Origin of the sequence: Pyramidobacter sp. CG50-2, assembly GCF_003612005.1 — a bacterium.
Taxonomy (GTDB): domain Bacteria; phylum Synergistota; class Synergistia; order Synergistales; family Dethiosulfovibrionaceae; genus Pyramidobacter.
On record NZ_RAWT01000024.1, the window covers coordinates 13,552 to 35,116 of the forward strand.

Sequence of the window (21,565 nt, forward strand, 5' to 3'; positions counted from 1 at the left end):
GTTGTGACCTTCCATACTTCGCGGCACGCAGAATTTTTGAAAAAAACAGCTCCGCGCTCAAAGCGGCGAGATCAACGAACGTATGCTCGTTGGTCTCGCCGCTTTGAGCGCGGAGCCGTTTGTTTTGTGCCTCACGCCCGCCAGGCGACGCTCCAGCACAGGCTGATCACCTGCTGCGCTCCGGCGCCGTAGAGGCACTGGGCGGCGCGCAGCAGTGTGGTGCCTGTGGTGCTGACGTCGTCGAGCAGGAAGACTCGTTCGGGCGCCGCGCCGGCGCAGACGAAGCTGTCTTCGGGCATGGCGCGGCGTGACTGCGAATCGGGCTGCTGCTTCTGCGGCGTGCGTTTTTCCTTCCAGCGCAGGCATTCCCGCACGGGCACGCCGAGGGCGCCGGCAAGGCCGCGGGCCATCCACTGCAGGTGGCTGTCGCCGCGAGGAAAAAAGCATACGCGCGGATGCGGCGGAATGGGGACGATGGTCCATCCGCCCCGACGCTCATTTTCGCCGACCAGCCGGGTCAACGCAACGCCCATTTTCCGCGCCGCCACGCCGGAGCCGCCGTACTTGACCGTCAGCAGCAGCTCGCGCGCCTCGCCTTTGTGCAGCGTCAGGGCGCGCGCTTCATAGCGCCGGCCGTGGCGTTTGCAGGGCGAAGCTCCGTCGCAGCACAGGCAGTGCGGCAGGGGCGGCTCGGGAGCGGAAATTTTTTCCAGGCATTCGGGGCAGAGCGGGGAGGCCAGTTTTCCGCAGACGGGGCAGCTTTCCGGCATCAGCAGATGGCCCAGCAGTTCGGCGACAGGCGGCCAGTTCATTTTCGGCCCGTCGTCTTCGCCAGTACGGAAGAATTCCCCCGCTCCGCGGCGGTAAGATCGGGCAGCTCTTCGTCCAGTGAATCGAGGTTGTCGAGGCTCACGTTCTGTTCCACGACAATTTTCACGCTCACAGGACCTTCGCTGTAGATGTCGCGGGCGGCCAGCAGGGTGGCGCGCAGCGGCGCTTTCGCGGCGGCGAGGCGCTCGACGCCGTCGTAAAAGTCGTTGGCGGGGATGCCGCCGACCATGCCGGTCAGCGGATCGTTGAGGATGCCGCTGGATGTCGCCATGCGGTTCAGCTCGCGCAGCATGTAGCTGAGCATGGTCTCGGCCTGCTCGGCGCTCGGTTTGAAACGCAGCACGCGGGTAATCAGCGCTTCCTCCTTGCGAAAAACCAGCGAACTCTCGTAAACGCGGTAGACGACGCGCACCGTCTCGCCAGCGGCGATGTTCTGCGGCACCATGGCGCGCACGACTTTGCGGCTGTCATAGGCGAGGATGCGCTGCATGGCGTTCTGCAGCGACTCGGGATCCTCTTCGAGGGAGATCGAGGCAGGCACGGCGTCGGAACGGCGGGCCACTTCAAAGCGCACGCGCTCGTTGAGACGGTCCAGGTACCTGCGGGCTTCCGCCTCGCTGGCGACGCCTTCGGGGATCACTTCCTGCCCGAGGCGCTCGTCGGAGAAGGCGACGATACGCCCTTCCTGAAGTTTGCCCAGCGTCGTGCGGATCCGGTTCACGTCCTCTTCGAGCCTGGCGCGTTCTTGGGTGAGACGGTCGCGTTCGGCCTGCATCTCTTCCGTGGTCTTGCGCAGCGCGTCGGCCCGGGTCTGCAGGTCGTCCAGCTCTTTTTCCTTGCTGGTGAGCTGCTGCTGCGCCTCGACGATCAACAGCGAAGAGATCTGCTGTTCGTTGCGGCTGTCCTGCAGCTGCCGCGTCAGATCGACGATCTGGCGTTGGATGAACTGCATGGAGAACAGGCTGGTGCGCACCGATTCGGAAACGACGGCCAGGATGGCGATGACGCACAGCGAGATCAGCATGCCCGTGCAGGCGGTCAGGATCGACGAGGTGTACTTCGGACGCAGGTTGAACAGCGTCACGCGGCGTTTGGCGAATTTCATGCCGACGCGGTCGCCGATGATCGACAACACGCCGCCGGCCAGGAGCGTCAGCGCGATCATTTTCCAGTTGACTTCAGTGAGCAGCTCCCACAGGCTTTCTTCCATCAGCGAGCCTCCTTTCTCCATTCGCGGGAGAGTTTCTCCGCGTAATTTTCATGAGCCGCCAGCACGGCGGCGATGCGTCGCGGGCTCCATAGCGGCCCGGAATCCATGCCGGGGCAGCGGTGAGCCGCCGCCTGCCAGGCCTGCGGCGATTCGAGCAGCTCCGGCCAGAACGGCCAGGTGCGGCACTCGACGGGACGGCAAGCGTAAACGCGGCAGCGTCCGTCGTCGCCGTTCATGACGCAGCGGCCGCAGCCCGTCTCTCTCAGGCTGGGAAAGCGCCAGCGCGTCGTCTCGAAGCGCGAACGCAGCTGTTCCGCCGTCAGATTCAGCGCGGCGGCGATGCGCCGCTCCTCGACGGGGCGCATGAAGATCCCGCCGGAAGCGCCTCGGCAGCAACGGCCGCACCCCAGACATTCAAAACGAAGGCCCCCGCAGGCCCACCAGGGAAGTTCCCGAGCGGTTCTGCGGGGGCCTGAAGAGATCCCTTCAACGTCCGGCAAGGTCGTCTCGATCATTTTCGCTGACGGCGGGCCGAGAACAGAAAACTGCCCTGCCCCTTCTCCGAAAGCTTGCCGATGTTGGCCAGCGCCAATCCGGTGCCCAGCGCCACGCACTCGGCGGGGCGATCGGCCACGACGCACTTGATGCCGGTGCTGCGGCTGATCAGTTCGGGCAGGCCGCGCAGCAACGCGCCGCCGCCGGTGAGCACGATGCCCTGGTCGATAATGTCGGCGGAAAGTTCGGGCGGCGTCATCTCCAGCACGTTCTTGACGCCGTCGACGATGGCCTGGATGCGCTCGATGATGGCCGAGCACACGCTGCGGCTGTTGATCTCGATCTGGCGGGGCAGCCCCTGAACCAGGTCGCGGCCTTTCAGCGTCATGTTGTTCTCCTCGCCGTCGGGCAGGCAGGAACCGATCATGATCTTCAGGTTCTCCGCCATCTGCTCGCCGATGGCCAGATTGTACTGCTTGCGCAGGTAGCGCATGATGCACTCGTCGAGCTTGTCGCCGCCGATGCGCAGCGATTTGGAGATAACGCAGCCGCCCAGCGAGATCACGGCGATGTCCGTGGTGCCGCCGCCAATGTCGACCACCATCTTGCCGCGCGATTCCTCCACGTGCAGGTCGGCGCCGATGGCCGCAGCCATCGGTTCCTCGATCAGATAGGCGTCGCGGGCGCCCACCTCCACCGCCGCCTCGAGCACGGCGCGGCGCTCCACGTCGGTCGCGCCCGACGGCACGCAGATCATCACGCGGCTGCGGAAATAGCGGTGCAGGCCGCGGTTGATCTTCCTCATGAAGTAGCGCATCATCGCTTCCGTCATCGAATAATCGGCGATCACGCCGTCGCGCAGCGGGCGTACCGACACTACGTTGCCCGGCGTGCGCCCCACCATGTTTTTCGCCTCGTAGCCGACGGCCAGGATACGCCCCGTATCCTGATCGACCGCCACGCACGAAGGCTCGCGCAGCACGATGCCCTTGCCTTTCATATAGATAAGCACCGTGGCGGTGCCGAGATCGATGCCGATGTCGTTGCCCAGGGAAAACATTTTAGGAAGAGCCTCCCTTCTGAAGTTGGTCAGCTTTTGAATCGTACGGGGGTCAGAACACATTCTCCAAAACTGTTCTATTGTACCCTATTTTAGTCCTTGTAGCCAACCTTCCAGAAAAACAACCCGTCCGGCGGCACCGTCATCGCCGAGTCGCTGCGGCTCGCGCCATCCAGCAGCGCGGCCAGCCACGAGAGCGGCCGGCGTCCCGAAGCGACGGCGTCCAGATTGCCAACCATGATCCGCACCATGTTGGTCAAAAAAGCGTCGCCGCGGATGCGGAAGACCGACAGCCGGCCGCGGCGAATATAGCGCACGAAGTGCATGCGCCGCACCGCGTTTTCCGGCAGGTCGCCGGCCCGGCAGAACGCGCTGAAATCGTGCCGTCCCTCCAGCAGCGCGCAGCCGCGGCGGATCAGATCATGATCCCAGTCGTCCTTTTTTTTCCACCACACGTAGGGCTTCATCATCGGATAGCAGAATGAACCGCGCCACACGAAAAAGGCGTATTCGCGCCACAGCGCGTCGCGCCGCGCGTCGAACTCGAACGGGCGCTCCCGTACCGACGCAACCGCCGCGCCCTCGGGCAGATTCGCGTTCAGCGCCAGCAAAAGCCGCCGCGGCTCCCAGCTCCGGTCCATCAGGAAGGAAGCCGTCTGTCCGCGCGCGTGCACGCCGGCGTCCGTGCGCCCTGCGCCCGTTGCCTTCACCGGCGAACCGTTCAGCAGCGACAGGACCCGCTCCAGCGACTCCTGAACGGTGGCGCCGTTGGGCTGCGTCTGCCAGCCGCAGAACTTGCCGCCGTCGTAGCTGATCACGCAGGAATAGCGCGGCATCAGCCGACCACCCAGTTCAGCAGCTTCTGGCCGGCGATCAGCAGCGCGCAGAAAACCAGCGCCGCCGTGTCGGCCGCCCGCCAGCGAAACGGCTTCATGCGCGTCCGCCCCTCGCCGCCGCGGTAACAGCGGGCTTCCATCGCCACCGCCAGATCGTCGGCGCGCTGAAAGACGATCACGAACAGCGGCACCAGCACGGGGATGAACGCCTTCATGCGCCTGACGACCGAACCGCGGTCAAGGTCCGCGCCGCGGGCCAGCTGCGCTTTGAGGATGCGGTCCGTCTCGCTCAGCAGCGTGGGGATGAAGCGCAGCGCGATCGTCATCATCATCGCCAGTTCGTGCGCCGGAAAGCCGAAGCGCTTGAACGGCGAAAAGAGACTCTCCAGCCCGTCGGACAGCGCCATCGGACTGGTCGTCAGCGTCAGCAGATTGGCGAACAGCACCAGCAGCGTCAGCCGCAGCGCCATCGTCCAGGCCAGCTCGACGCCTTCCCGGCTGACGCGGAAGATCCCCCACTGCCACAGAGGCTCCCCCGACGCGAAGAACAGATTCAGCAGCGCCGTGAAAACGATCAGGAACAGCACCGTGCGGATCGAACGCAGCAAAAACGCCACGTTCGTCTGCGCCAGCGCCGCGCAGAGCCACAGCACCGCCGCCCAGAGGATCCAATCGTAGGGGCGCCCCGCCATGAATATCCCCGTCAGCAGCAGTGCCAGCGCGCCCACCTTGGCGCGCGGGTCGAGGCGATGCACCCACGAACGGGCGGGCACGTACTGCCCGAAACTCATGTTCTCAAGAAACTTCAACGCCCCCGCCTCCTCTCGCGGATCAGCGCCTGCGCCAGCCTTTCGGCATCGCAGGTCAGCGGCGCGCGCAGTTCGCGCTCGCGCAGCTTCAGCGCCGTCAGCATCACTTCAGGCAGCACCAGCCCCGAAACCGGCCGCCGGTACAGCTGCACCGCGATCTCGTCCGCCGTGCCCAGACCGGCGCAGCGCCCGTGGTCGAGCACGAGAATGCGGTCGCTGCGCGAAAAGGCGATCTCCAGATCGTGAGTGACCAGCACGATCCCCGTGCCCTCGCGGTGGATACGGTCCAGCAGCTTCAGCAGCGCCGCCCGGCCGCGCTCGTCCAGTCCCGCCGTCGGCTCGTCGAGCACCAGATAATCCGGCGCGCAGGTCAGCACCGAAGCGATCGCCACGCGCCTCTTCTCGCCGCCGGAGAGGCCGAAAGGATTGCGCTCCAGATAAGAATCGTCGAGTTCCACCGCGCGCAGCGCCCCCGCCGTCAGCTCGCCGATCCGGGACTCCGGCACGCCCCAGTTGCGCGGCGCAAAAGCCAGCTCCTCGCGCACCGTCTCCTCGAAAAGCTGCTGCTCGGGATACTGGAAGATCAGCCCCACCTTGCGGCGGATCTCGCGAAAATCGGTCTTCTCCCGTTTTTTCTCCGGCAGGATCGCCGCGCCGTCCACCGTCACCGAACCCGACGTAGGGCGCAGGATCGCGTTCAGGTGCTGAGCCAGCGTCGACTTGCCGCTGCCCGTATGGCCGATGAACGAGGTCCAGTGACCGCGTTCGATCGACAGCGAAACACCCTCCAGAGCTGCCGTCTGGAGGGCAGTGTTTTCATGGTAAATGTGGCTTAAATTTTCGACGACGATAGACATAAAGCCGTTCCTATCCCCTCCGCCGTCGGCGGAGTATCTTTTACTATCAGCCCGGCGGCGACGAGCCGCTCCCGAAGAATCACGACGGGCGGCACTTCCAGTCCCCAGCGGGCGCCGATGTCTTTCAGGCGGAAAAGCTGATCCGGCGTGCCTTCCCAGGCGAAGCGCCCCTGATCGAGAACGATCACGCGATCGGCGCCGATCACCTCTTCGAGGCGGTGCGTCACCTGCACGATCGTGATGCCGCGTCCATGCAGCTCGCGCAGCAGCGTCCCCACTTCCCGGCGCCCCTCGGGATCGAGCATCGCCGTCGGCTCGTCGAGCACCAGACACTGCGTGCCCATGGCCAGAGCGCCGGCAATGGCCAAACGCTGCTTTTGCCCGCCGGACAGCGTGTAGACCGCCTTGCCGGCTTTCTCCGCAAGACCGCAGACTTTGAGGGCTTCGTCCACGCGGCGGCGGATCTCCGCCGCCGGCAGGCCGAGATTTTCCGGACCAAACGCCACGTCGTCCTCCACTACCGTGGAAACGATCTGATTTTCGGGATTCTGAAAGACCATCGACACGGAAGAGCGGATCTTCCACAGATTTTCTTCCTCGCGGGAGTCCCGTCCCAAGATAAAACAAGCGCCCTGCATCGGAACGAGCAGGGCGTTAAGGTGTTTGGCCAGCGTGGACTTCCCAGAGCCATTGCTGCCGACCAGGGCGATCCACTCGCCCTGCCGCACTTCGAAACTGACGTTCTCAAGCGCGGGCCTTCCCGTGTCGGAGTAAGAATAGCCAACACCCCTCAGGGAGATCATATTGGTTTGTTCCATTTTCCGGCGTTTTTAGTCAACCAGCGAGATGACCGCCATGGGCGACGCGTCGCCGACGCGAAAACGGGTACGGACGATACGGGTGTATCCGCCGGGACGATCCGCAAAACGGGGAGCGACGTCGTCAAACAGTTTGATGACGGCTTCCTTGTAGTTCATGCGCGAAATGACGATGCGGCGATCGTGCAGCGTGCCGCCCTTGGCGCGCGTGATCAAACGCTCGGCGACGCGGCGAACTTCCTTCGCGCGGGTCACCGTGGTCTCGATGCTGCCTTCAAGGATCAGGCTCGCGACCATATTGGCCAGCATCGCGCGTCTGTGGCTGCCGTTGCGGCCGAGCTTTCTCTGGGCAACTCCATGTCTCATAGGGACTTAGTCCTCCTTGCTTGAGTTCTCTGCGCTTGCCTTGTCGTCACTGAGGACGATACCGTACTTGGTCATCTTCTCTTCGATCTCGCGAAGAGAGATCTTGCCCAGGTTGCGGATCTTCAGCAAGTCATCCTTACTGCGGCTGACAAGATCGCCAATGGTATGAATGCCACCGCGAAGCAGGCAGTTTTCACTTCTGATTGAAAGTTCAAGTTCCCTGACCGGTTTGTTCAGCAGGGCATTCTCCGGCGGATTATCGGCGCCGTCTCCAGCCTGACTGTTCCCGGAAGGCTGAGACGCGCTTTCGTCGTCGAACAGTCCGAGCTCGGCGGGATGAAGCTTGCGAAGCTCCTGAATGACGATGTCGAAATACTCGCGAAGCAGTTTCGCCGCTTCGGCGACGGCGATATCGGGAGCGACGACGCCATTCGTGGTGACGTTCATCACGATTTTTTCATAGTCCGTCTTTTGGCCGACGCGTTCGTTCTGAACTTCGTACTTGACGCGAAGGATCGGAGAATAGATGGCGTCGATCATGAGAGCGTCTACCGGTAAATAGCTCGGGCGCGGACGATCCACCGTGGCGTAGCCGACGCCCTGCTCGATGTAAACTTCGAGCGAAAGCGAATGCCCTTCCGCCAGCGTGCAGATGTACGCGTCGGGATCTATGAACTCGATGTCGCTGTCCTCCTGAAAATCGGCTGCCGTAACCTTCTTTCCGCCTTCCACATCCAGCTTCAGTGTACGGTATTCGGCGCTATGGGAGCGGACAGGCACGTGCTTGAGATTCAGCAGCAGCTCGATAACGTCTTCCTTCATGCCGGGGATCGTCGTAAACTCGTGCTGAGCGCCTTCAACGCGAACCGCACTGATCGCCGCTCCTTTGATCGAAGAAAGCAGCACACGACGGAGAGCGTTACCTATCGTCTGACCATAACCGCGTTCGAGCGGACCAATAACCAGCCGCGCGGCGGTACTGGAACACTCTTCAACTTGAATCTCAGGCCGCATAATCTCCAAAGATCCCCACACCCTTCCTATAACTCCATAGCCGATTGAGGCTACGACGGATTCTACGCAGCTTTAACGACAAAATACAAGTATTAGACGCGGCGTCTTTTGGGAGGACGGCATCCGTTGTGAGGGATGGGGGTCTCGTCCCTGATGGAGTTGACCTGCAGGCCGACGGCCTGAAGCGCGCGGATGGCAGACTCACGGCCTGGACCGGGGCCCTTGACGACCACGTCGATCTCGCGAAGGCCGTGATCCTGAGCCGTTTTGGCGGCCTGCTGAGAAGCGACCTGCGCGGCGAAGGGAGTGGACTTGCGGGCGCCCTTGAAACCGACGTTGCCGCCCGACGCCCACGCCAGCAGAGCGCCGCCCTTGTCGGTGATGCTCACGATGGTGTTGTTGAACGTCGAGAAGATATGAGCGACTCCGTAGCTGATATTCTTCTTTTCCTTCTTACGCTGTGTGCGATTGGCCACGAACGTTACCTCCCTTGGTTATGCGGTCTTCTTACCGGCAACGGGACGTGAACGTCCTTTGCGGTTCTTCCACGTGCGGGCATTCGTCTTGGTGCGCTGGCCGCGGCAGGGCAACCCCAGGCGGTGACGGATACCACGATAACAGCCGATGTCCATCAACCGCTTGATGTTCATGGACACCTCACGGCGAAGGTCGCCCTCCACCTTGTGATTGTTGACGATTTCGGAACGAAGCAGCTGGGCTTCTTCTTCGGTGAGATCCTTGACGCGCGTATCCGGGTTCACGCCAGTCTTCTTGAGAATCTCACGAGCCGTGCTCAGACCGATGCCATAGATGTAGGTGAGGCCGATCTCAACACGCTTGTCGCGGGGAAGATCAACTCCTGCAATTCGAGCCATACCGGTTACCTCCTAGCTCCCTGACGCTGTTTATGACGAGGATCGCGGCTGCAGATGACGCGGATGACGCCATTGCGCTTGATCACTCGGCAATACTCACAAATGGGTTTAACAGATGATCTAACCTTCATAGTTTGCACACTCCTCATGGACATTCCGCTCCCGGCTGCAAACAGCCGCAGAGGCAGCATATCGACTACTTGTAGCGGTAAGTGATCCGCCCTCTGGTCAGGTCGTAAGGCGACAATTCCAACAACACCTTGTCGCCGGGAAGAATACGGATGAAATGCATCCTCATTTTTCCCGAAACATGAGCCAGAATCACCTGGCCCGTCTCAAGCCTGACGCGAAACATGGCGTTGGGCAAGGGCTCTTCAACTTCGCCGTGGACCTCGATCACATCGTCCTTGTTAGCCATGGAACCTTACGAACCTCCTCAAAGATCCCGGTTAGTGCCAGGGAGTCAGGATTTCTGCTCCGTCCGTCGTGACGAGGACGGTTTTTTCGAAATGGGCCGCATCAGAACCGTCGGCTGTCGAAACAAGCCAACCGTCCGTTCCATCTTTCAGGGTCTCGCCGCCGCACATGATCATGGGTTCGATGGCGATCGTCATCCCCTTCAAAAGAGTTACTCCCGTGCCGGGCTCACCGTAGTTCAAGACCGACGGGGCCTCATGGGGATGACGCCCAATTCCGTGTCCTGCATATTCCCGCACTATGCCATAACCTTTGGGAATCACAAAAGACTCCACAGCGTTTCCGATGTCTCCGAGAGTCGCTCCGGCTTTCACCTTGGCGATCGCGCGATCCAGACTTTCCCGTGTTACGTCAAGCAGCGCCTGCCTCTGCGGCGAAATGTCGCCCACCGCGTAGGTGTAGCACGCATCAGCGTGGAGGCCCTGATAACAGGCCATGACATCGACACTGACAATGTCGCCGTCCTCAAGGATCCGTTTGTCGCTGGGGATCCCATGGACCACTTCGTCGTTGACCGACGTGCAGACCGAAGCAGGATAAGGCTCAGAAATCCCCGGCACCGCGTACCCCTTTTCGGAAGGAACGGCGCCGTTCTTCCTGATAAAGTCTTCGGCATATCGATCAATATCGGCCGTCGTCATGCCGGGTTTGACGATCCCCTTCAAGTTCATCAGAAGATCGGCAAGAATCGCACCGGCATGGCGCATCTTCTCAATATCGCCAACGGACTTGAGAGAGATCATGCACGCCTCTCAAGCATGGCTTCGATACGGCTTAAAACCTGGTCTCCGGCTTCGGCAGCGTCGATTCTGAGCAGAAGCCCCGCCTTGCCGTAATAATCGACAAGAGGAGCCGTCTGATCATGATACACGGCCAGACGCTGACGGATCACTTCTTCCCTGTCGTCGTCCCTCTGGTAGAGCTCGCCGTCGCATGAATCGCAGCGGTCTCCCTTCGCAGAAGGCTTGAAAGAGACATGGAAGATCCGGCCGCACTTCTTGCACATGCGGCGTCCGCACAAACGTTCGACGACCGTTTCGTCGTCCACGTCGAGAAGGATCACACCGTCAAGCTCGATCCCCATCTCCGCCAGAAGCGCCGTCAGCGCTTCGGCCTGAGGAACGGTGCGGGGGAAACCGTCGAGGATGAATCCTTTCCGACAGTCGTCTTCAGCGAGTCGGCCGCGCATCATGCCGACGATCACGTCGTCAGGCACAAGAGCGCCGGCGTCCATGAAGGACTTGGCTTTTCTGCCAAGCTCCGTGCCAGCCGTGACGTTGGCGCGAAGGATGTCGCCCGTGGAGATGTGGGCGACACCGTACTTCGCGACAATCTTCTCAGCCTGAGTGCCTTTGCCTGCGCCGGGAGGTCCGACAAGAATAATCCTCATCTCCCGTCCTCCCTAGAAGCGAAGCAATCCCCGGCCGCTCTTGGCACGCTTGAGGACGCCCTCATAGTTGCGCATCAAAAGCTGACTGTTGACCTGCTCGACGATCTCCAGCGCCACCCCCACGATGATCAGGACGGACGTTCCGCCAAAGTAAAAACTCGTGATGCCGAACACGTTGGTCAGAAGATCGGGGACAAGAGCGACCACGACGAGAAAGACCGACCCCACCAGCGTGATGCGGGAGGCGATCTTTTCGATGTAGTCTGACGTAGGCTTGCCCGGACGGATTCCGAGAATGAAGCCGCCGTTTTTCTTCATGTTGTCCGCGATGTCGCTCGGATTGAAGACCATGGCCGTGTAGAAGAAACTGAAGAAGACGATCAGCACTACATACAGGACCGTGTAAAGCCAACTGCCGGGCGCGAAATAATTCGCCAGCCGCTCTGTGCCGTGGAAAAGGCGAAGCACCGTCGAAGGGAAAATCAGCAGCGACGAGGCAAAGATGATCGGCATGACGCCGCCCATGTTGACACGCAGCGGAATAAAGCTGCTCTGTCCGCCGTAGACGCGGTTGCCGACGACGCGCTTCGCGTACTGAACGGGAAGACGCCGCTGCCCCTGTTCAAGGAGCACCGCGCCCGCCAGAACAGCGACCATGACGGCGAGCGCCAGAATCAGCGTGACCACGTTCATTTCACCGGAGCTGACCATCGAAAGCGTCTGGATCACAGCCTCGGGAAGACGGGCAACGATACCGGCAAAGATCAGCAGGGAAATGCCGTTGCCGATGCCGTGATCGGTCATTTCTTCGCCAAGCCACATCACGGCCACCGATCCCGTCACCGCCGTAATGACAGCGACAAAGAAATCAAGTCCCGACGCAGCAAGAACCCCGGCGCGGCGCAGCCACATGGCCATGCCGACCGCCTGCACAAACGCGAAGAAGATCGCTCCGTACCTCGTATACTGCGTCATTTTCTTCTGCCCCTGCGGACCTTCTTTCTGAAGACGCTCAAGCGTGGGGAAAATGACAGCGGCCAACTGCAAAACAATGCTCGCGTTGATGTAAGGCGCCACACCAAGCGAGAAAAGACTGAACCTTCTCAGCGCACCACCGGCAAACAGGTCAAGGAAACCGAGAACGCCACTTCCTTCAAAAAGCTGCGACATCGCCGCCGAGTTGATGCCCGGCGTAGGAATGTGAGCGCCCAGGCGGAAAACAAACAGCATTCCCAAGGTGAAGAGAATGCGCCTTTTGAGATCCGGAAGTTTGAATACGTCGCGGAAGGTATCAGCCACTTTAAATCACCTCAGCAGTTCCGCCTGCAGCTGCAATCTTCTGAGCAGCAGACTTGCTGAAGGCTTCTGCCTTGATCGTCAGCGGTTTGTCAAGCTCGCCATCGCCAAGGATCTTGACGGGCGTATCCATATTGCGGACCAAGCCGTACGCAAAGAGCTCGTTCACCGTGATGACAGCGCCTTCTTTGAAGATCTCGGCAATGTCGCCCAGATTGGCGATCTGATATACCTTAGCAAAATTGTAATTGTTGAAACCGCGCTTGGGCGTACGGCGAACCAAAGGCATCTGGCCGCCCTCAAAACCGGGACGGATAGCGCTGCCGGCACGGGAGCCGTACCCCTTGGTGCCTCTTCCGGCAGTTTTGCCGTTGCCGCTGCCGATGCCGCAGCCAACGCGCTTCGCTTTGTGCTTGGCACCTTCGGCCGGACGCAGATCACTCAGATTCATTGGTTTTGCCCCCTTCCTCGTTCACTTCAGAGCACTCGACAAGGTGAGCCACCGCGCGAACCATGCCGCGGATCTGGGGCGTATCCTCGTGAATGACGACCGAGTTCAGCTTATGGAATCCCAGCGCCTTGATCGTGCGCGACTGACGCTCAGGACGGCCGATATCGCTCCTCTTCCAGACAATACGAAGTTTAGCCATGATCCCTTACCTCCTAAGCGTTCTCCGTCTTTTTCTTGCCGCGCAGAGCCATGATCTCGTCACGAGTGCGCAGCGAAGCGACGGCAGCCAGAGTGGCGCGGGCGACGTTAACGGGGTTGCTGGTGTGTCCGACGACCTTGGTCATAACGTCCTTGATCCCGCCCAGCTCCATGATGGCGCGCACGACGCTGCCGGCGATAACTCCGGTACCGTCAGCGGCGGGGCGGAGCATAACGGCCGCCGAGCCATAGCGTCCCATCACCGGATGAGGAATGGTCTTGCCGTTGCGCTTCACAGGGATCATGTCTTTCTTCGCGTCTTCCATGCCCTTGCGGACAGCTTCGGAAATTTCGCGAGCCTTGCCCATGCCGATGCCCACGTTGCCTTCACCGTCGCCGACGGCAAGAAGGATGCTGAAACGAAATCTCTTGCCGCCCTTGACGGTCTTGCTGACACGGTTGATAAAGACAACGCGCTCGTTCAGCTCGGTACCGCTCGCAGACTGTTTTTCGGTCATTGAAATTCCTCCTTAGAGCTTCAAACCGGCTTCACGAGCGGCGTCGGCGATCGCCTGAACGCGGCCGTGATACACGTGGCCACCGCGATCGAAGACGACCTCGGTGATACCTTTTTCCTTCGCACGCTCCGCAACAAGCTTGCCCACAACCTTGGCAGCGGCTACCGTGCAATGGCCGCACTCAAGGCTCTGCGCCACGACCTTTTCCTTTGTGGATACGGAGATCAGCGTATGACCGACGGTGTCGTCGATCACCTGAACGTAGATGTCTTTCAGGCTGCGGAAAACAGACAGTCTCGGTCTCTCAGCGGTGCCGGAAACGCTCTTGCGAAGACGGCTGTGCCGAAGGAGACGCATTTCATTTCTGCTCTTGGTCTTAATCATATCGGCTCACCTCGTCTTACTTAGTAGCGGTCTTGCCGGCCTTGCGCAGGATGTGCTCGCCGAGATAGTGAATGCCCTTGCCCTTGTAAGGTTCGGGAGCGCGATATCCGCGAATGATCGCAGCGATCTGGCCAACAACTTGTTTGTCGATGCCCTTGACGAAAATCTTGGTCGCGCCTTCCACGGCAAAGGTGATTCCCTCGGGAGGAACCACTTCAAGCGGATGGGAAAAACCCAGGCTCAGACCGAGGTTCTTGCCTTTCATGGCGGCGCGATAGCCAACGCCCTCGATTTCGAGAGTCTTGGTGTACCCCTCGGTGACGCCGATAACCATGTTGTTGATCATGGCGCGCACCATGCCGTGCGCGGCCTTGGTGGGCTTCTCCTCGTTGGCGCGGGCTACGTGAACGGCGCCGTCCTTGACTTCGACGGAGATGTTCTCCACAAGAGGCATGGACAACTGGCCGTTCTTGCCCTTGACAACGATTCTGTCTTCCTTGACTTCTACGCTGGTACCCTGCGGGACCGTGACGGGTTTACGTCCTAATCTTGACATGTTAATCCCTCGCCTTACCAGACATAGCAGACGACTTCTCCACCGAGCCCAAGCAGCCTGGCCTCGGCGTCAGTCTTCAGACCCTGGGAAGTGGAAATAATGGCAATTCCCAAGCCTCCCATGACTTTGGGCAGTTTATCTTTGCCGACATAGACACGGCGGCCGGGCTTACTCATGCGGCGAAGGCCCTGTACGACGCGTTCGCGGTTGGGACCATAGTTCATAAAGACCTTAATGGTGCCCGCGGGCTTTTTGGGGTCGTTGAGGACCTTGTAGTTGCGGATGTAACCTTCACTTTTCAGGATCTTCGCAATCCCCAGCTTCATCTTGCTGATCGGGATATCGACGCTCTCATGGTAGACCATGTTCGCGTTGCGAATTCTCGTGAGCATATCCGCAATCGGATCGTTAACGTACATGAAAGTTCCCCTTTCTCAGAGCGGTAATTTACCAGCTCGACTTGACAATTCCAGGGATCTTGCCTTCGCGGGCAAGATTGCGGAAGCAGCAGCGGCACATGTCGAAATCTCTCATGTAACCGTGCATACGGCCACAGATCGGGCATCTGTTGTAGCCGCGGGTCGAAAACTTCGGGGTCAGCGCAGCTTTGTTCTTCAGAGCTTTTCTCGCCATCTCAACCCCTCCTATTCAGCGTGCGCAAAAGGCATGCCAAGCTTCTCGAGCATGACAAAAGCCTCTTCGTCGGTGTTCGCAGTCGTCACGATGGTAACGTTCATACCGCGAAGCTTGACAACTTTGTCGTAATCGATCTCGGGGAAAATCAGCTGGTCCCTGAGGCCGAGGTTGTAGTTGCCGCGTCCGTCGAAGGACGTTCTCGACACGCCCTGAAAGTCCTTGATGCGAGCAAGCGTGAGATTCAGCAGACGGTCGAGAAACTCCCACATGCGCACGCCGCGAAGCGTCACGCTGCAGCCGACGGGAGAACCTTCGCGAAGTTTGAAGTTCGCGATGGACTTCTTCGACTTCTTGATCATCGGACGCTGTCCGCTGATCGTGGCAAGCTCGGCGGCGGCGGCATCGATAAACTTGCTGTCGCTCTTGGCGTCGCCAACGCCGATATTGATGACGACCTTGACGATCTTAGGCATCATCATGGGATTTTTATAAGCGAACTGAGCCTGAAGCGCAGGCACGACTTCGCTCTTGTACTTTTCCAGCACGCGTACGGTCATGATTTGCCTCCTCCACTACTTGAGCTGGTCGACAATTTCGCCGGAAACCTTGGCCACGCGCACTTTGCGGCCGTCTTCCAGGAAAGCGTGACCAACGCGGGTGGGTTTACCGGTGTTGGGGCAAATCAGCATGACCTTGGAGGCATAGATCGGCGTCTCCTTCTTGACGATGCCGCCCTGCGGATTGGCCTGAGTGGGCTTGCTGTGACGCGAGGCAACGCTTACGCCTTCGACGATAACCTTGTTTTCCGCGGGGAAGGAAACAAGAATCTTGCCTTCCTTGCCCTTGTCCTTACCGGAGATGACTCTGACGCGGTCACCCTTCTTCAAACGCATTTTGCTCATCACGCAGGCCTCCTATACAACTTCGGGCGCCAGCGAGATGATGCGCATGTACTTCTTCGCGCGAAGCTCACGGGCGACTGGGCCAAAAATACGAGTTCCTCTCGGATCGCCGTTGCCGTCGATCAGAACCGCGGCGTTATCGTCAAAGCGCACGTAGGAACCATCCGCACGACGGCGCTCTTTTTTGGTACGAACGATCACAGCCTTGACGACGCTGCCCTTGGCAACATTGCTGTTGGGGATGGCTTCCTTTACGGCGCAGACAATGATATCGCCCAGCGAGCCGAAACGGCGTCGGCTGCCGCCGAGCACTTGAATGCACTTGACGCGCTTCGCGCCCGTGTTGTCAGCAACGTTAAGCACTGTATTTAACTGAATCATCGGTTAAACATCCTCCTCGACAGATCCGCCCAGGATGGGGGCTCTCTCAATGATCTTGACGAGGGTCCAGCGCTTGTTCTTGCTCATAGGACGAGTTTCGGCAAACTGGACTCTGTCGCCCATGCGGCAGGCGTTCTCAGCATCGTGCACAAGGAACTTCTTGGACTTGATGATGCGCTTGCCGTACACGGGGTGCATGGCATGCCGGGTCACACGGACGGAAATCGTCTTCTCCATCTTGTCGCTGACAACGATTCCGATCTTCATCTTACGATGAGGGGTTTTAGCTTCCATTGTGCCTTACCTCCTTCCGGCGTTCACGTTCAGTCCCTGTTCCTTTTCGTGAACAATGGTAAGGACTCTCGCGATGGTCTTTTTGACCTCTTTGATCCTGCTGGTGTTCTTCAACTGACCAACAGCATTCTGGAAGCGCAGGTTAAACAGCTCTTCCTTGAACTGGTCGTGCTTGTTCATAAGCTCTTCAACGGTCATTTCACGCAGACTTTTGGCGTCCATTACTATTCACCATCCAAACTGTCGCGGGTCACAAGCCGCACCTTGATAGGAAGCTTGTGAGAGGCCGTGCGGAACGCTTCCTCAGCGATTTCACGGGGAATCCCGCCAAGCTCAAACATGATGCGGCCTTTACGAACGGCGGATACCCAGAACTCCGGAGCGCCCTTTCCCTTTCCCATTCGGGTTTCAAGAGGCTTCTTCGTATAAGGCACGTCGGGGAAGATGCGGATCCACAACTTGCCGCCCTTGCGCATCTTACGGTTGATGGCAACGCGGGTCGCTTCGATCTGGCGGGCAGTAATGTAGGCGCATTCCATCGCCTGCACGCCGAACTCGCCAAAAGCCACGTAAGCCCCGCCTTTCGCTTCACCCACAAGGCAGTCGCGATGAGGCTTACGGAACTTTGTTCTCTTCGGCATCAACATTTAGGCCCGGCCTCCTTCCCTTTTGTTCGCTCTGCTGCGGACTGGACGAGGAGCTGCCGTGTTCAAGGCTTTCTCATCACGGTAGATCCAGCACTTCACACCAATAGCGCCATACATGGTCACGGCCTTGACGCAACTGTAGTCCACGTCAGCACGGAGCGTGGAAAGAGGAAGGCGCCCATCGTTATACCACTCCGTGCGGGCAATTTCCGCTCCGCCAAGACGTCCCGAACATTGAATCTTGATGCCCAGACCGCCAGCCTTCATGGTACGGAACATGGCCTGCTTCATGGCGCGGCGGAAGCTGACGCGGCGCTCCAGCGCGGAGGCGATACCTTCGGCCACAAGCTGCGCGTCGACGTCGGGGTTTTTGATCTCCTGAACGTTCAGCATCACGCGGGTGCCGGTCAAAGCCTGGAGCTCGTCTTTCACTTTCGTCAGCTCGGCGCCCTGTTTGCCGATCACCACACCAGGACGAGCCGTCCATAGCGTGAAGCGAATTACTTTGCCCACGCGCTCAATCTCGACGCGAGAAATGCCGGCGCCTTCCCAGCGATTCTTGATCCAGGTGCGCAGCTTGATATCCTCGTGAAGATTCTTCACATAATTTTTACCAACCGCATACCACTTGGATTCCCAGTCGCGGATCACGCCGATACGATAACCGATCGGATGAACTTTCTGACCCATAAGTCCTTTCCCCCTTACTCGGCGACCGTCACAGTGATGTGACTGGTACGATGCACATACGCATGAGCCCGCCCCATAGACGCGGGACGAAAACGTTTCATGCTGGGGCCCTGATCGGCTTTGGCCTCGACAACCTTCAGCTTCTCAACATCCATGCCAAAGTTGAACTCAGCATTAGCGACGGCGCTCTTCAGCACCTTTTCCACAAGTCGGGCAGCTTTCTTCGGGGTATAACGGAGAACCATCATGGCATCTCCAACTTTTTTGCCACGAATCAAAGGCAGTACCTGACGAACTTTATAAGGCGAAATACGAACCGCCTTGGCAACTGCATAAGCCTGCACGTCAATGTCCCCCTTTACTTAGCCTTCGGCGCTGCCGCCGCGGTCGGAATCGAACGCTCCTGACCGCTGTGGCCGGTAAAACGACGGGTCAGCGCGAATTCACCCAACTTATGACCGATCATGTTCTCGCTGATATAGACCGGAACATGGGTACGGCCATTATGAACAGCGATTGTATGACCAACCATAGGCGGAACGATCATGGAAGCGCGCGACCAGGTCTTGAGAACCTTTTTCGTGCCGCTTCCGTTCAGTTCCTCGACCCTCTTGAGGAGCCTCGCCTCGACGTAGGGTCCTTTTTTAGCAGAACGTGCCATATTTTGTCCTCCTTACCCTACTACTTGGCGTAACGACGTCTGACAATGAACTTGTCAGAAGGCTTACGCGCACGAGTACGATAGCCCTTCGCAGGGGTGCCCCAAGGCGAACAGGGGTGATGATGCGATTTCGTGGTGCCCTCTCCGCCGCCCATGGGGTGGTCGACAGGGTTTTGAATCATAGCGCGGATGCGTCCCTTGCGTCCCAGCCAGCGAGTCTTGCCGGCCTTGCCCAACGAGACGTTTTCGTGTTCGCCGTTGCCAACCACGCCAATAGTAGCGGTGCACTCAAGCAGGAACTTGCGAAGTTCGCCACTGGGCATGCGCACAAATGCGAACTTGCCTTCTCTGGCCATCAGCTGAGCGCTGACGCCGGCGGAACGGACCAACTTGGCGCCGCGACCGGGTTCGAGCTCGATGTTGTGAACCAACGTGCCGTCAGGAATGTTTTTGAACTTCTTAGCGTTGCCGGGGCGGATATCCGCCTCGGGCCCCGCCATGATCATATCGCCGACATGAAGCTGGTCAGGGCAGAGGATGTAGCGTTTTTCGCCGTCGACGTAGAAAATCAACGCCAGACGCGCAGAACGGTTGGGATCATATTCGATCGCCGCAACGCGACCGGGGACGCCAATCTTATCGCGCTTGAAATCGACGATGCGCAGGCGGCGGATGTGACCACCACCGATGAAACGCATAGTCCTGCGCCCGTAATTGTTGCGGCCGCCCGTCCTCTTCTTTCTGCCGGCAAGCAGAGAGCGCTCAGGCTTCTGCTTCGTGATGTCCTCACGGCTTAGAACCGTCATATGACGTCTACTGGCGGTGTAGGGATTGAATTCCTTGATTGCCATTTTCAGATTTCCTCCAATCGCTAGGCGCCAGCGCCTTCGAAGAACTGGATGCGCTCTCCCTCGGCTAACGTGATGATGGCCTTTTTCCACGCGCGGCTCTTGCCAAGAAAAGCTCCCATGCGCTTGGGCTTGGAATGGACCTTCACCGTATGGACGCTCTTGACCTTAACCTTGAAGACAACCTCGACAGCCTTGCGAATCTCAATCTTATTGGCCATAGGATGAACTTCGAAGGTGTACTTGTTCATTTCCATCAAGCGGCTGCTCTTCTCGGTAACCACAGGACGGATGATGATGTCATGAGCTACAAGATTCATCGAGCGTACACCTCCTCAAGCTTTTCGAGAACCGCCGGCGTGGCTACGACATGATCATGATGAACCAGGTCAAGCACGTTGATGCTGTCAACATGAAGGACCTTGGCGCCGGGGATGTTGCTGGCGGATCTGACAACATTTTCATCTCTCTGGTCAAGCAGGAACAGGACCTTTTTGGCCTTCAGAGAATCGATGAAACCTTTCATCTTCTTCGTGGACGGGACCTCAAAGCCAAAGTTCTCCACCGCACAAAGCGACTGCTCGATCACCCGCATCGAAAGAGCACTGCGCATCGCCAGGGCGCGGACCTTCTTATTGACTTTCAGGCTGTAGGAACGGGGTTTGGGCCCGTGAACCACGCCGCCGCCGACCCAGAGAGGCGAACGGCTGCTGCCCGCGCGCGCGCGCCCGGTATGTTTCTGTTTCCATGGCTTCTTGCCGCCGCCGCGAACTTCGCCACGCATCTTGGTGCTGGCTGTCCCTTGTCTGGCATGAGCCAACTGAGCCACTACAACCTGATGCATCGCAGAAACATGAACAGAAGCGCCGAAGACTTCGTCCGAGAGCGTCTTCTCCCCAACGATTTCTCCGCTGATATTCATAATCTTGATAACAGGCATTTCGTTGATCCTCCTTCAGCCTAGTCCTGCTTGTGAATCAGGACGAGGCCGTTTTTGGCGCCAGGAACCGCACCCTTGATGAGAAGGAGGTTGTTCTCCTTATCAACTGCGACGACGGTCAGATTCTTGATGGTGACGCGCTCGTTGCCGAGATGTCCGGGCATCGTCTTGCCCTTGAAAATATGGCTCGGATAGCTGCTGGCGCCGCTTGAGGCCGGCTTACGATGCGACACGGACACGCCATGACTCGCCTGAAGACCACCAAAGTTCCAGCGCTTCATAACGCCCGCGAATCCTTTCCCCTTGCTGGTGCCAGTGACGCTGACCGTCTCGCCCTCGGCAAAGACGGCCACGTCGACAATCTGACCAGCTTTATACTCGGCGGAATTCTCAATACGGAATTCACGCAGCCAACGACAGGGCTTTACACCGCAGCGGTCATACATACCCTGAAGCGGCTTCGTGACCTTGTGAGGCTTACGTTCGCCCAAACCGAGAAGAACGGCACTGTAACCGTTTTTCTCAGGGGTACGGACATCGACCACAGGGCAAGGGCCAGCAGCGATAACGGTCACCGGAACGGACTGCCCCGCTTCGTTAAATACGCGGGTCATCCCCAGCTTCTGTCCAAGAATACCAAGACTCATACTACAATACACTCTCCTTTGCTCAGAGCTCCCTCCAGCGAGGGAGATTCAGCTTTATTGGCTCAGAGCTTCCCGCTCGGTTAGAGCTTGATCTGGATATCGACACCAGAGGGAAGATTCAGCTGCATCAATGCTTCCATCGTCTTCTGCGTCGGATCGAAAATGTCGATGAGACGCTTGTGGGTTCTCATTTCATAGTGCTCGCGGGCATCCTTATTGACATGAGGTGATGTGAGGATGCAGAACTTGTTGATCTCCGTAGGAAGCGGGATCGGACCGGCGACCTTGGCGCCGCTGCGAGCCGCGGTTTCAGCGATTTGGGCGGCGGAGGTATCGAGTACGCGGTGATCGAACGCTTTGAGACGAATTCTGATTTTTTTGGACACGACACGGCCTCCGCTTACTCGAGGATCTGGGAGACGACGCCGGCGCCGACGGTGTGGCCGCCTTCGCGGATGGCGAAGCGAAGGCCTTCGTT

39 protein-coding genes are annotated in these 21,565 nt (G+C 59.2%); all 39 read right to left on the reverse strand.

Features of this window, described 5'->3' with window-relative positions:
• Positions 1 to 131 precede the first annotated feature (131 nt).
• Positions 132 to 812: a ComF family protein gene (locus D7D26_RS06420; protein ID WP_120372495.1), complete on the reverse strand. Its 681-nt coding sequence runs from the start codon at positions 810 to 812 to the stop codon at positions 132 to 134.
• On the reverse strand, positions 809 to 2,062 hold the full coding sequence (locus tag D7D26_RS06425; protein WP_120372496.1) for a DUF3084 domain-containing protein: 1,254 nt from the start codon (positions 2,060 to 2,062) through the stop codon (positions 809 to 811). The genes D7D26_RS06420 and D7D26_RS06425 overlap by 4 nt, the downstream gene beginning before the upstream one ends.
• Entirely contained in the window at positions 2,041 to 2,541 is a 501-nt protein-coding gene (locus tag D7D26_RS06430; protein WP_446737515.1) for a YkgJ family cysteine cluster protein, read from the reverse strand. Before D7D26_RS06430 ends, D7D26_RS06425 begins: the two co-directional genes overlap by 22 nt.
• An 11-nt stretch (positions 2,542 to 2,552) precedes the next feature.
• Positions 2,553 to 3,596, reverse strand: coding sequence for a rod shape-determining protein (gene mreB / locus D7D26_RS06435; RefSeq protein WP_120372498.1), 1,044 nt, complete (start codon positions 3,594 to 3,596; stop codon positions 2,553 to 2,555).
• A 92-nt stretch (positions 3,597 to 3,688) separates the two neighbouring features.
• Positions 3,689 to 4,432, reverse strand: a complete 744-nt coding sequence (truA, locus tag D7D26_RS06440) for a tRNA pseudouridine(38-40) synthase TruA (RefSeq protein WP_120372499.1) — start codon at positions 4,430 to 4,432, stop codon at positions 3,689 to 3,691.
• Positions 4,432 to 5,241 carry an energy-coupling factor transporter transmembrane component T family protein gene (locus tag D7D26_RS06445; protein WP_078015873.1) on the reverse strand — a complete coding sequence of 270 codons (810 nt, stop codon included), beginning with the start codon at positions 5,239 to 5,241 and terminating at the stop codon, positions 4,432 to 4,434. The genes truA and D7D26_RS06445 overlap by 1 nt, the downstream gene beginning before the upstream one ends.
• Positions 5,238 to 6,098, reverse strand: coding sequence for an ATP-binding cassette domain-containing protein (locus D7D26_RS06450; protein ID WP_120372500.1), 861 nt, complete (start codon positions 6,096 to 6,098; stop codon positions 5,238 to 5,240). The genes D7D26_RS06445 and D7D26_RS06450 overlap by 4 nt, the downstream gene beginning before the upstream one ends.
• Entirely contained in the window at positions 6,074 to 6,916 is an 843-nt protein-coding gene (locus tag D7D26_RS06455) for an energy-coupling factor transporter ATPase (RefSeq protein ID WP_233543486.1), read from the reverse strand. The genes D7D26_RS06450 and D7D26_RS06455 overlap by 25 nt, the downstream gene beginning before the upstream one ends.
• 12 nt (positions 6,917 to 6,928) lie before the next feature.
• Complete coding sequence (gene rplQ, locus D7D26_RS06460) at positions 6,929 to 7,282, reverse strand: 50S ribosomal protein L17 (protein ID WP_078015870.1); 354 nt, start codon at positions 7,280 to 7,282, stop codon at positions 6,929 to 6,931.
• 6 nt (positions 7,283 to 7,288) lie between these two features.
• Positions 7,289 to 8,296, reverse strand: coding sequence for a DNA-directed RNA polymerase subunit alpha (locus tag D7D26_RS06465; RefSeq protein WP_078015869.1), 1,008 nt, complete (start codon positions 8,294 to 8,296; stop codon positions 7,289 to 7,291).
• Between the two features lie 92 nt (positions 8,297 to 8,388).
• Positions 8,389 to 8,772, reverse strand: a complete 384-nt coding sequence (gene rpsK / locus D7D26_RS06470) for a 30S ribosomal protein S11 (RefSeq protein ID WP_009165399.1) — start codon at positions 8,770 to 8,772, stop codon at positions 8,389 to 8,391.
• Positions 8,773 to 8,790: 18 nt separating this feature from the next.
• Positions 8,791 to 9,171: a 30S ribosomal protein S13 gene (gene rpsM, locus D7D26_RS06475; protein WP_009165400.1), complete on the reverse strand. Its 381-nt coding sequence runs from the start codon at positions 9,169 to 9,171 to the stop codon at positions 8,791 to 8,793.
• Between the two features lie 5 nt (positions 9,172 to 9,176).
• The gene (gene rpmJ, locus D7D26_RS06480; RefSeq protein WP_009165401.1) at positions 9,177 to 9,302 is read right to left on the reverse strand and encodes a 50S ribosomal protein L36; all 126 of its coding nucleotides are present in this window, start codon (positions 9,300 to 9,302) and stop codon (positions 9,177 to 9,179) included.
• 65 nt (positions 9,303 to 9,367) lie between these two features.
• A complete protein-coding gene (infA, locus tag D7D26_RS06485; RefSeq protein WP_009165402.1) occupies positions 9,368 to 9,589 on the reverse strand; it encodes a translation initiation factor IF-1 in 222 nt (73 codons plus the stop codon).
• A 31-nt stretch (positions 9,590 to 9,620) separates the two neighbouring features.
• On the reverse strand, positions 9,621 to 10,391 hold the full coding sequence (map, locus tag D7D26_RS06490; RefSeq protein ID WP_120372503.1) for a type I methionyl aminopeptidase: 771 nt from the start codon (positions 10,389 to 10,391) through the stop codon (positions 9,621 to 9,623).
• Positions 10,388 to 11,038, reverse strand: a complete 651-nt coding sequence (locus tag D7D26_RS06495; RefSeq protein ID WP_078015867.1) for an adenylate kinase — start codon at positions 11,036 to 11,038, stop codon at positions 10,388 to 10,390. Before D7D26_RS06495 ends, map begins: the two co-directional genes overlap by 4 nt.
• Before the next feature lie 12 nt (positions 11,039 to 11,050).
• Positions 11,051 to 12,337, reverse strand: coding sequence for a preprotein translocase subunit SecY (secY, locus tag D7D26_RS06500; protein WP_078015866.1), 1,287 nt, complete (start codon positions 12,335 to 12,337; stop codon positions 11,051 to 11,053).
• Between the two features lies 1 nt (position 12,338).
• Positions 12,339 to 12,785 carry a 50S ribosomal protein L15 gene (gene rplO / locus D7D26_RS06505; RefSeq protein ID WP_009165406.1) on the reverse strand — a complete coding sequence of 149 codons (447 nt, stop codon included), beginning with the start codon at positions 12,783 to 12,785 and terminating at the stop codon, positions 12,339 to 12,341.
• Entirely contained in the window at positions 12,772 to 12,984 is a 213-nt protein-coding gene (gene rpmD / locus D7D26_RS06510) for a 50S ribosomal protein L30 (protein WP_120372504.1), read from the reverse strand. The genes rplO and rpmD overlap by 14 nt, the downstream gene beginning before the upstream one ends.
• Positions 12,985 to 12,997: 13 nt before the next feature.
• Positions 12,998 to 13,501, reverse strand: a complete 504-nt coding sequence (rpsE, locus tag D7D26_RS06515; RefSeq protein WP_120372505.1) for a 30S ribosomal protein S5 — start codon at positions 13,499 to 13,501, stop codon at positions 12,998 to 13,000.
• A gap of 12 nt (positions 13,502 to 13,513) precedes the next feature.
• Positions 13,514 to 13,885: a 50S ribosomal protein L18 gene (rplR, locus tag D7D26_RS06520; protein WP_120372506.1), complete on the reverse strand. Its 372-nt coding sequence runs from the start codon at positions 13,883 to 13,885 to the stop codon at positions 13,514 to 13,516.
• 16 nt (positions 13,886 to 13,901) lie between these two features.
• Positions 13,902 to 14,441 (reverse strand): 50S ribosomal protein L6, encoded by a 540-nt coding sequence (gene rplF, locus D7D26_RS06525; protein WP_120372507.1) that lies wholly within the window; start codon positions 14,439 to 14,441, stop codon positions 13,902 to 13,904.
• Positions 14,442 to 14,455: 14 nt separating this feature from the next.
• Positions 14,456 to 14,860, reverse strand: a complete 405-nt coding sequence (rpsH, locus tag D7D26_RS06530) for a 30S ribosomal protein S8 (protein WP_009165411.1) — start codon at positions 14,858 to 14,860, stop codon at positions 14,456 to 14,458.
• Between the two features lie 28 nt (positions 14,861 to 14,888).
• Entirely contained in the window at positions 14,889 to 15,074 is a 186-nt protein-coding gene (locus tag D7D26_RS06535) for a type Z 30S ribosomal protein S14 (RefSeq protein WP_009165412.1), read from the reverse strand.
• 11 nt (positions 15,075 to 15,085) lie between these two features.
• Positions 15,086 to 15,634 carry a 50S ribosomal protein L5 gene (gene rplE, locus D7D26_RS06540; RefSeq protein WP_078015861.1) on the reverse strand — a complete coding sequence of 183 codons (549 nt, stop codon included), beginning with the start codon at positions 15,632 to 15,634 and terminating at the stop codon, positions 15,086 to 15,088.
• Positions 15,635 to 15,649: 15 nt separating this feature from the next.
• Complete coding sequence (rplX, locus tag D7D26_RS06545) at positions 15,650 to 15,979, reverse strand: 50S ribosomal protein L24 (RefSeq protein WP_229769299.1); 330 nt, start codon at positions 15,977 to 15,979, stop codon at positions 15,650 to 15,652.
• A gap of 12 nt (positions 15,980 to 15,991) precedes the next feature.
• Positions 15,992 to 16,360 (reverse strand): 50S ribosomal protein L14, encoded by a 369-nt coding sequence (gene rplN / locus D7D26_RS06550; protein ID WP_009165415.1) that lies wholly within the window; start codon positions 16,358 to 16,360, stop codon positions 15,992 to 15,994.
• Positions 16,361 to 16,363: 3 nt separating this feature from the next.
• On the reverse strand, positions 16,364 to 16,654 hold the full coding sequence (gene rpsQ, locus D7D26_RS06555) for a 30S ribosomal protein S17 (RefSeq protein WP_009165416.1): 291 nt from the start codon (positions 16,652 to 16,654) through the stop codon (positions 16,364 to 16,366).
• A 6-nt stretch (positions 16,655 to 16,660) separates the two neighbouring features.
• Positions 16,661 to 16,876 (reverse strand): 50S ribosomal protein L29, encoded by a 216-nt coding sequence (rpmC, locus tag D7D26_RS06560; protein WP_078015860.1) that lies wholly within the window; start codon positions 16,874 to 16,876, stop codon positions 16,661 to 16,663.
• A 2-nt stretch (positions 16,877 to 16,878) separates the two neighbouring features.
• Positions 16,879 to 17,301 carry a 50S ribosomal protein L16 gene (gene rplP / locus D7D26_RS06565; protein ID WP_078015859.1) on the reverse strand — a complete coding sequence of 141 codons (423 nt, stop codon included), beginning with the start codon at positions 17,299 to 17,301 and terminating at the stop codon, positions 16,879 to 16,881.
• The gene (rpsC, locus tag D7D26_RS06570) at positions 17,302 to 17,991 is read right to left on the reverse strand and encodes a 30S ribosomal protein S3 (RefSeq protein WP_078015858.1); all 690 of its coding nucleotides are present in this window, start codon (positions 17,989 to 17,991) and stop codon (positions 17,302 to 17,304) included.
• Between the two features lie 14 nt (positions 17,992 to 18,005).
• Positions 18,006 to 18,335: a 50S ribosomal protein L22 gene (gene rplV / locus D7D26_RS06575; RefSeq protein ID WP_009165420.1), complete on the reverse strand. Its 330-nt coding sequence runs from the start codon at positions 18,333 to 18,335 to the stop codon at positions 18,006 to 18,008.
• 14 nt (positions 18,336 to 18,349) lie between these two features.
• Positions 18,350 to 18,652: a 30S ribosomal protein S19 gene (rpsS, locus tag D7D26_RS06580; protein ID WP_078015857.1), complete on the reverse strand. Its 303-nt coding sequence runs from the start codon at positions 18,650 to 18,652 to the stop codon at positions 18,350 to 18,352.
• Positions 18,653 to 18,672: 20 nt separating this feature from the next.
• The gene (gene rplB / locus D7D26_RS06585) at positions 18,673 to 19,503 is read right to left on the reverse strand and encodes a 50S ribosomal protein L2 (protein WP_120372508.1); all 831 of its coding nucleotides are present in this window, start codon (positions 19,501 to 19,503) and stop codon (positions 18,673 to 18,675) included.
• Positions 19,504 to 19,523: 20 nt separating this feature from the next.
• Positions 19,524 to 19,820: a 50S ribosomal protein L23 gene (gene rplW / locus D7D26_RS06590; protein WP_009165422.1), complete on the reverse strand. Its 297-nt coding sequence runs from the start codon at positions 19,818 to 19,820 to the stop codon at positions 19,524 to 19,526.
• Positions 19,817 to 20,440: a 50S ribosomal protein L4 gene (gene rplD / locus D7D26_RS06595; protein WP_120372509.1), complete on the reverse strand. Its 624-nt coding sequence runs from the start codon at positions 20,438 to 20,440 to the stop codon at positions 19,817 to 19,819. The genes rplW and rplD overlap by 4 nt, the downstream gene beginning before the upstream one ends.
• 20 nt (positions 20,441 to 20,460) lie before the next feature.
• Complete coding sequence (rplC, locus tag D7D26_RS06600) at positions 20,461 to 21,087, reverse strand: 50S ribosomal protein L3 (protein WP_078015854.1); 627 nt, start codon at positions 21,085 to 21,087, stop codon at positions 20,461 to 20,463.
• Between the two features lie 80 nt (positions 21,088 to 21,167).
• Positions 21,168 to 21,473 carry a 30S ribosomal protein S10 gene (gene rpsJ, locus D7D26_RS06605; protein WP_120372510.1) on the reverse strand — a complete coding sequence of 102 codons (306 nt, stop codon included), beginning with the start codon at positions 21,471 to 21,473 and terminating at the stop codon, positions 21,168 to 21,170.
• A gap of 14 nt (positions 21,474 to 21,487) precedes the next feature.
• Positions 21,488 to 21,565, reverse strand: a 78-nt coding sequence (locus tag D7D26_RS06610) for an EF-Tu C-terminal domain-related protein (protein ID WP_147413055.1), incomplete at its 5' end; no start/stop codon positions are given.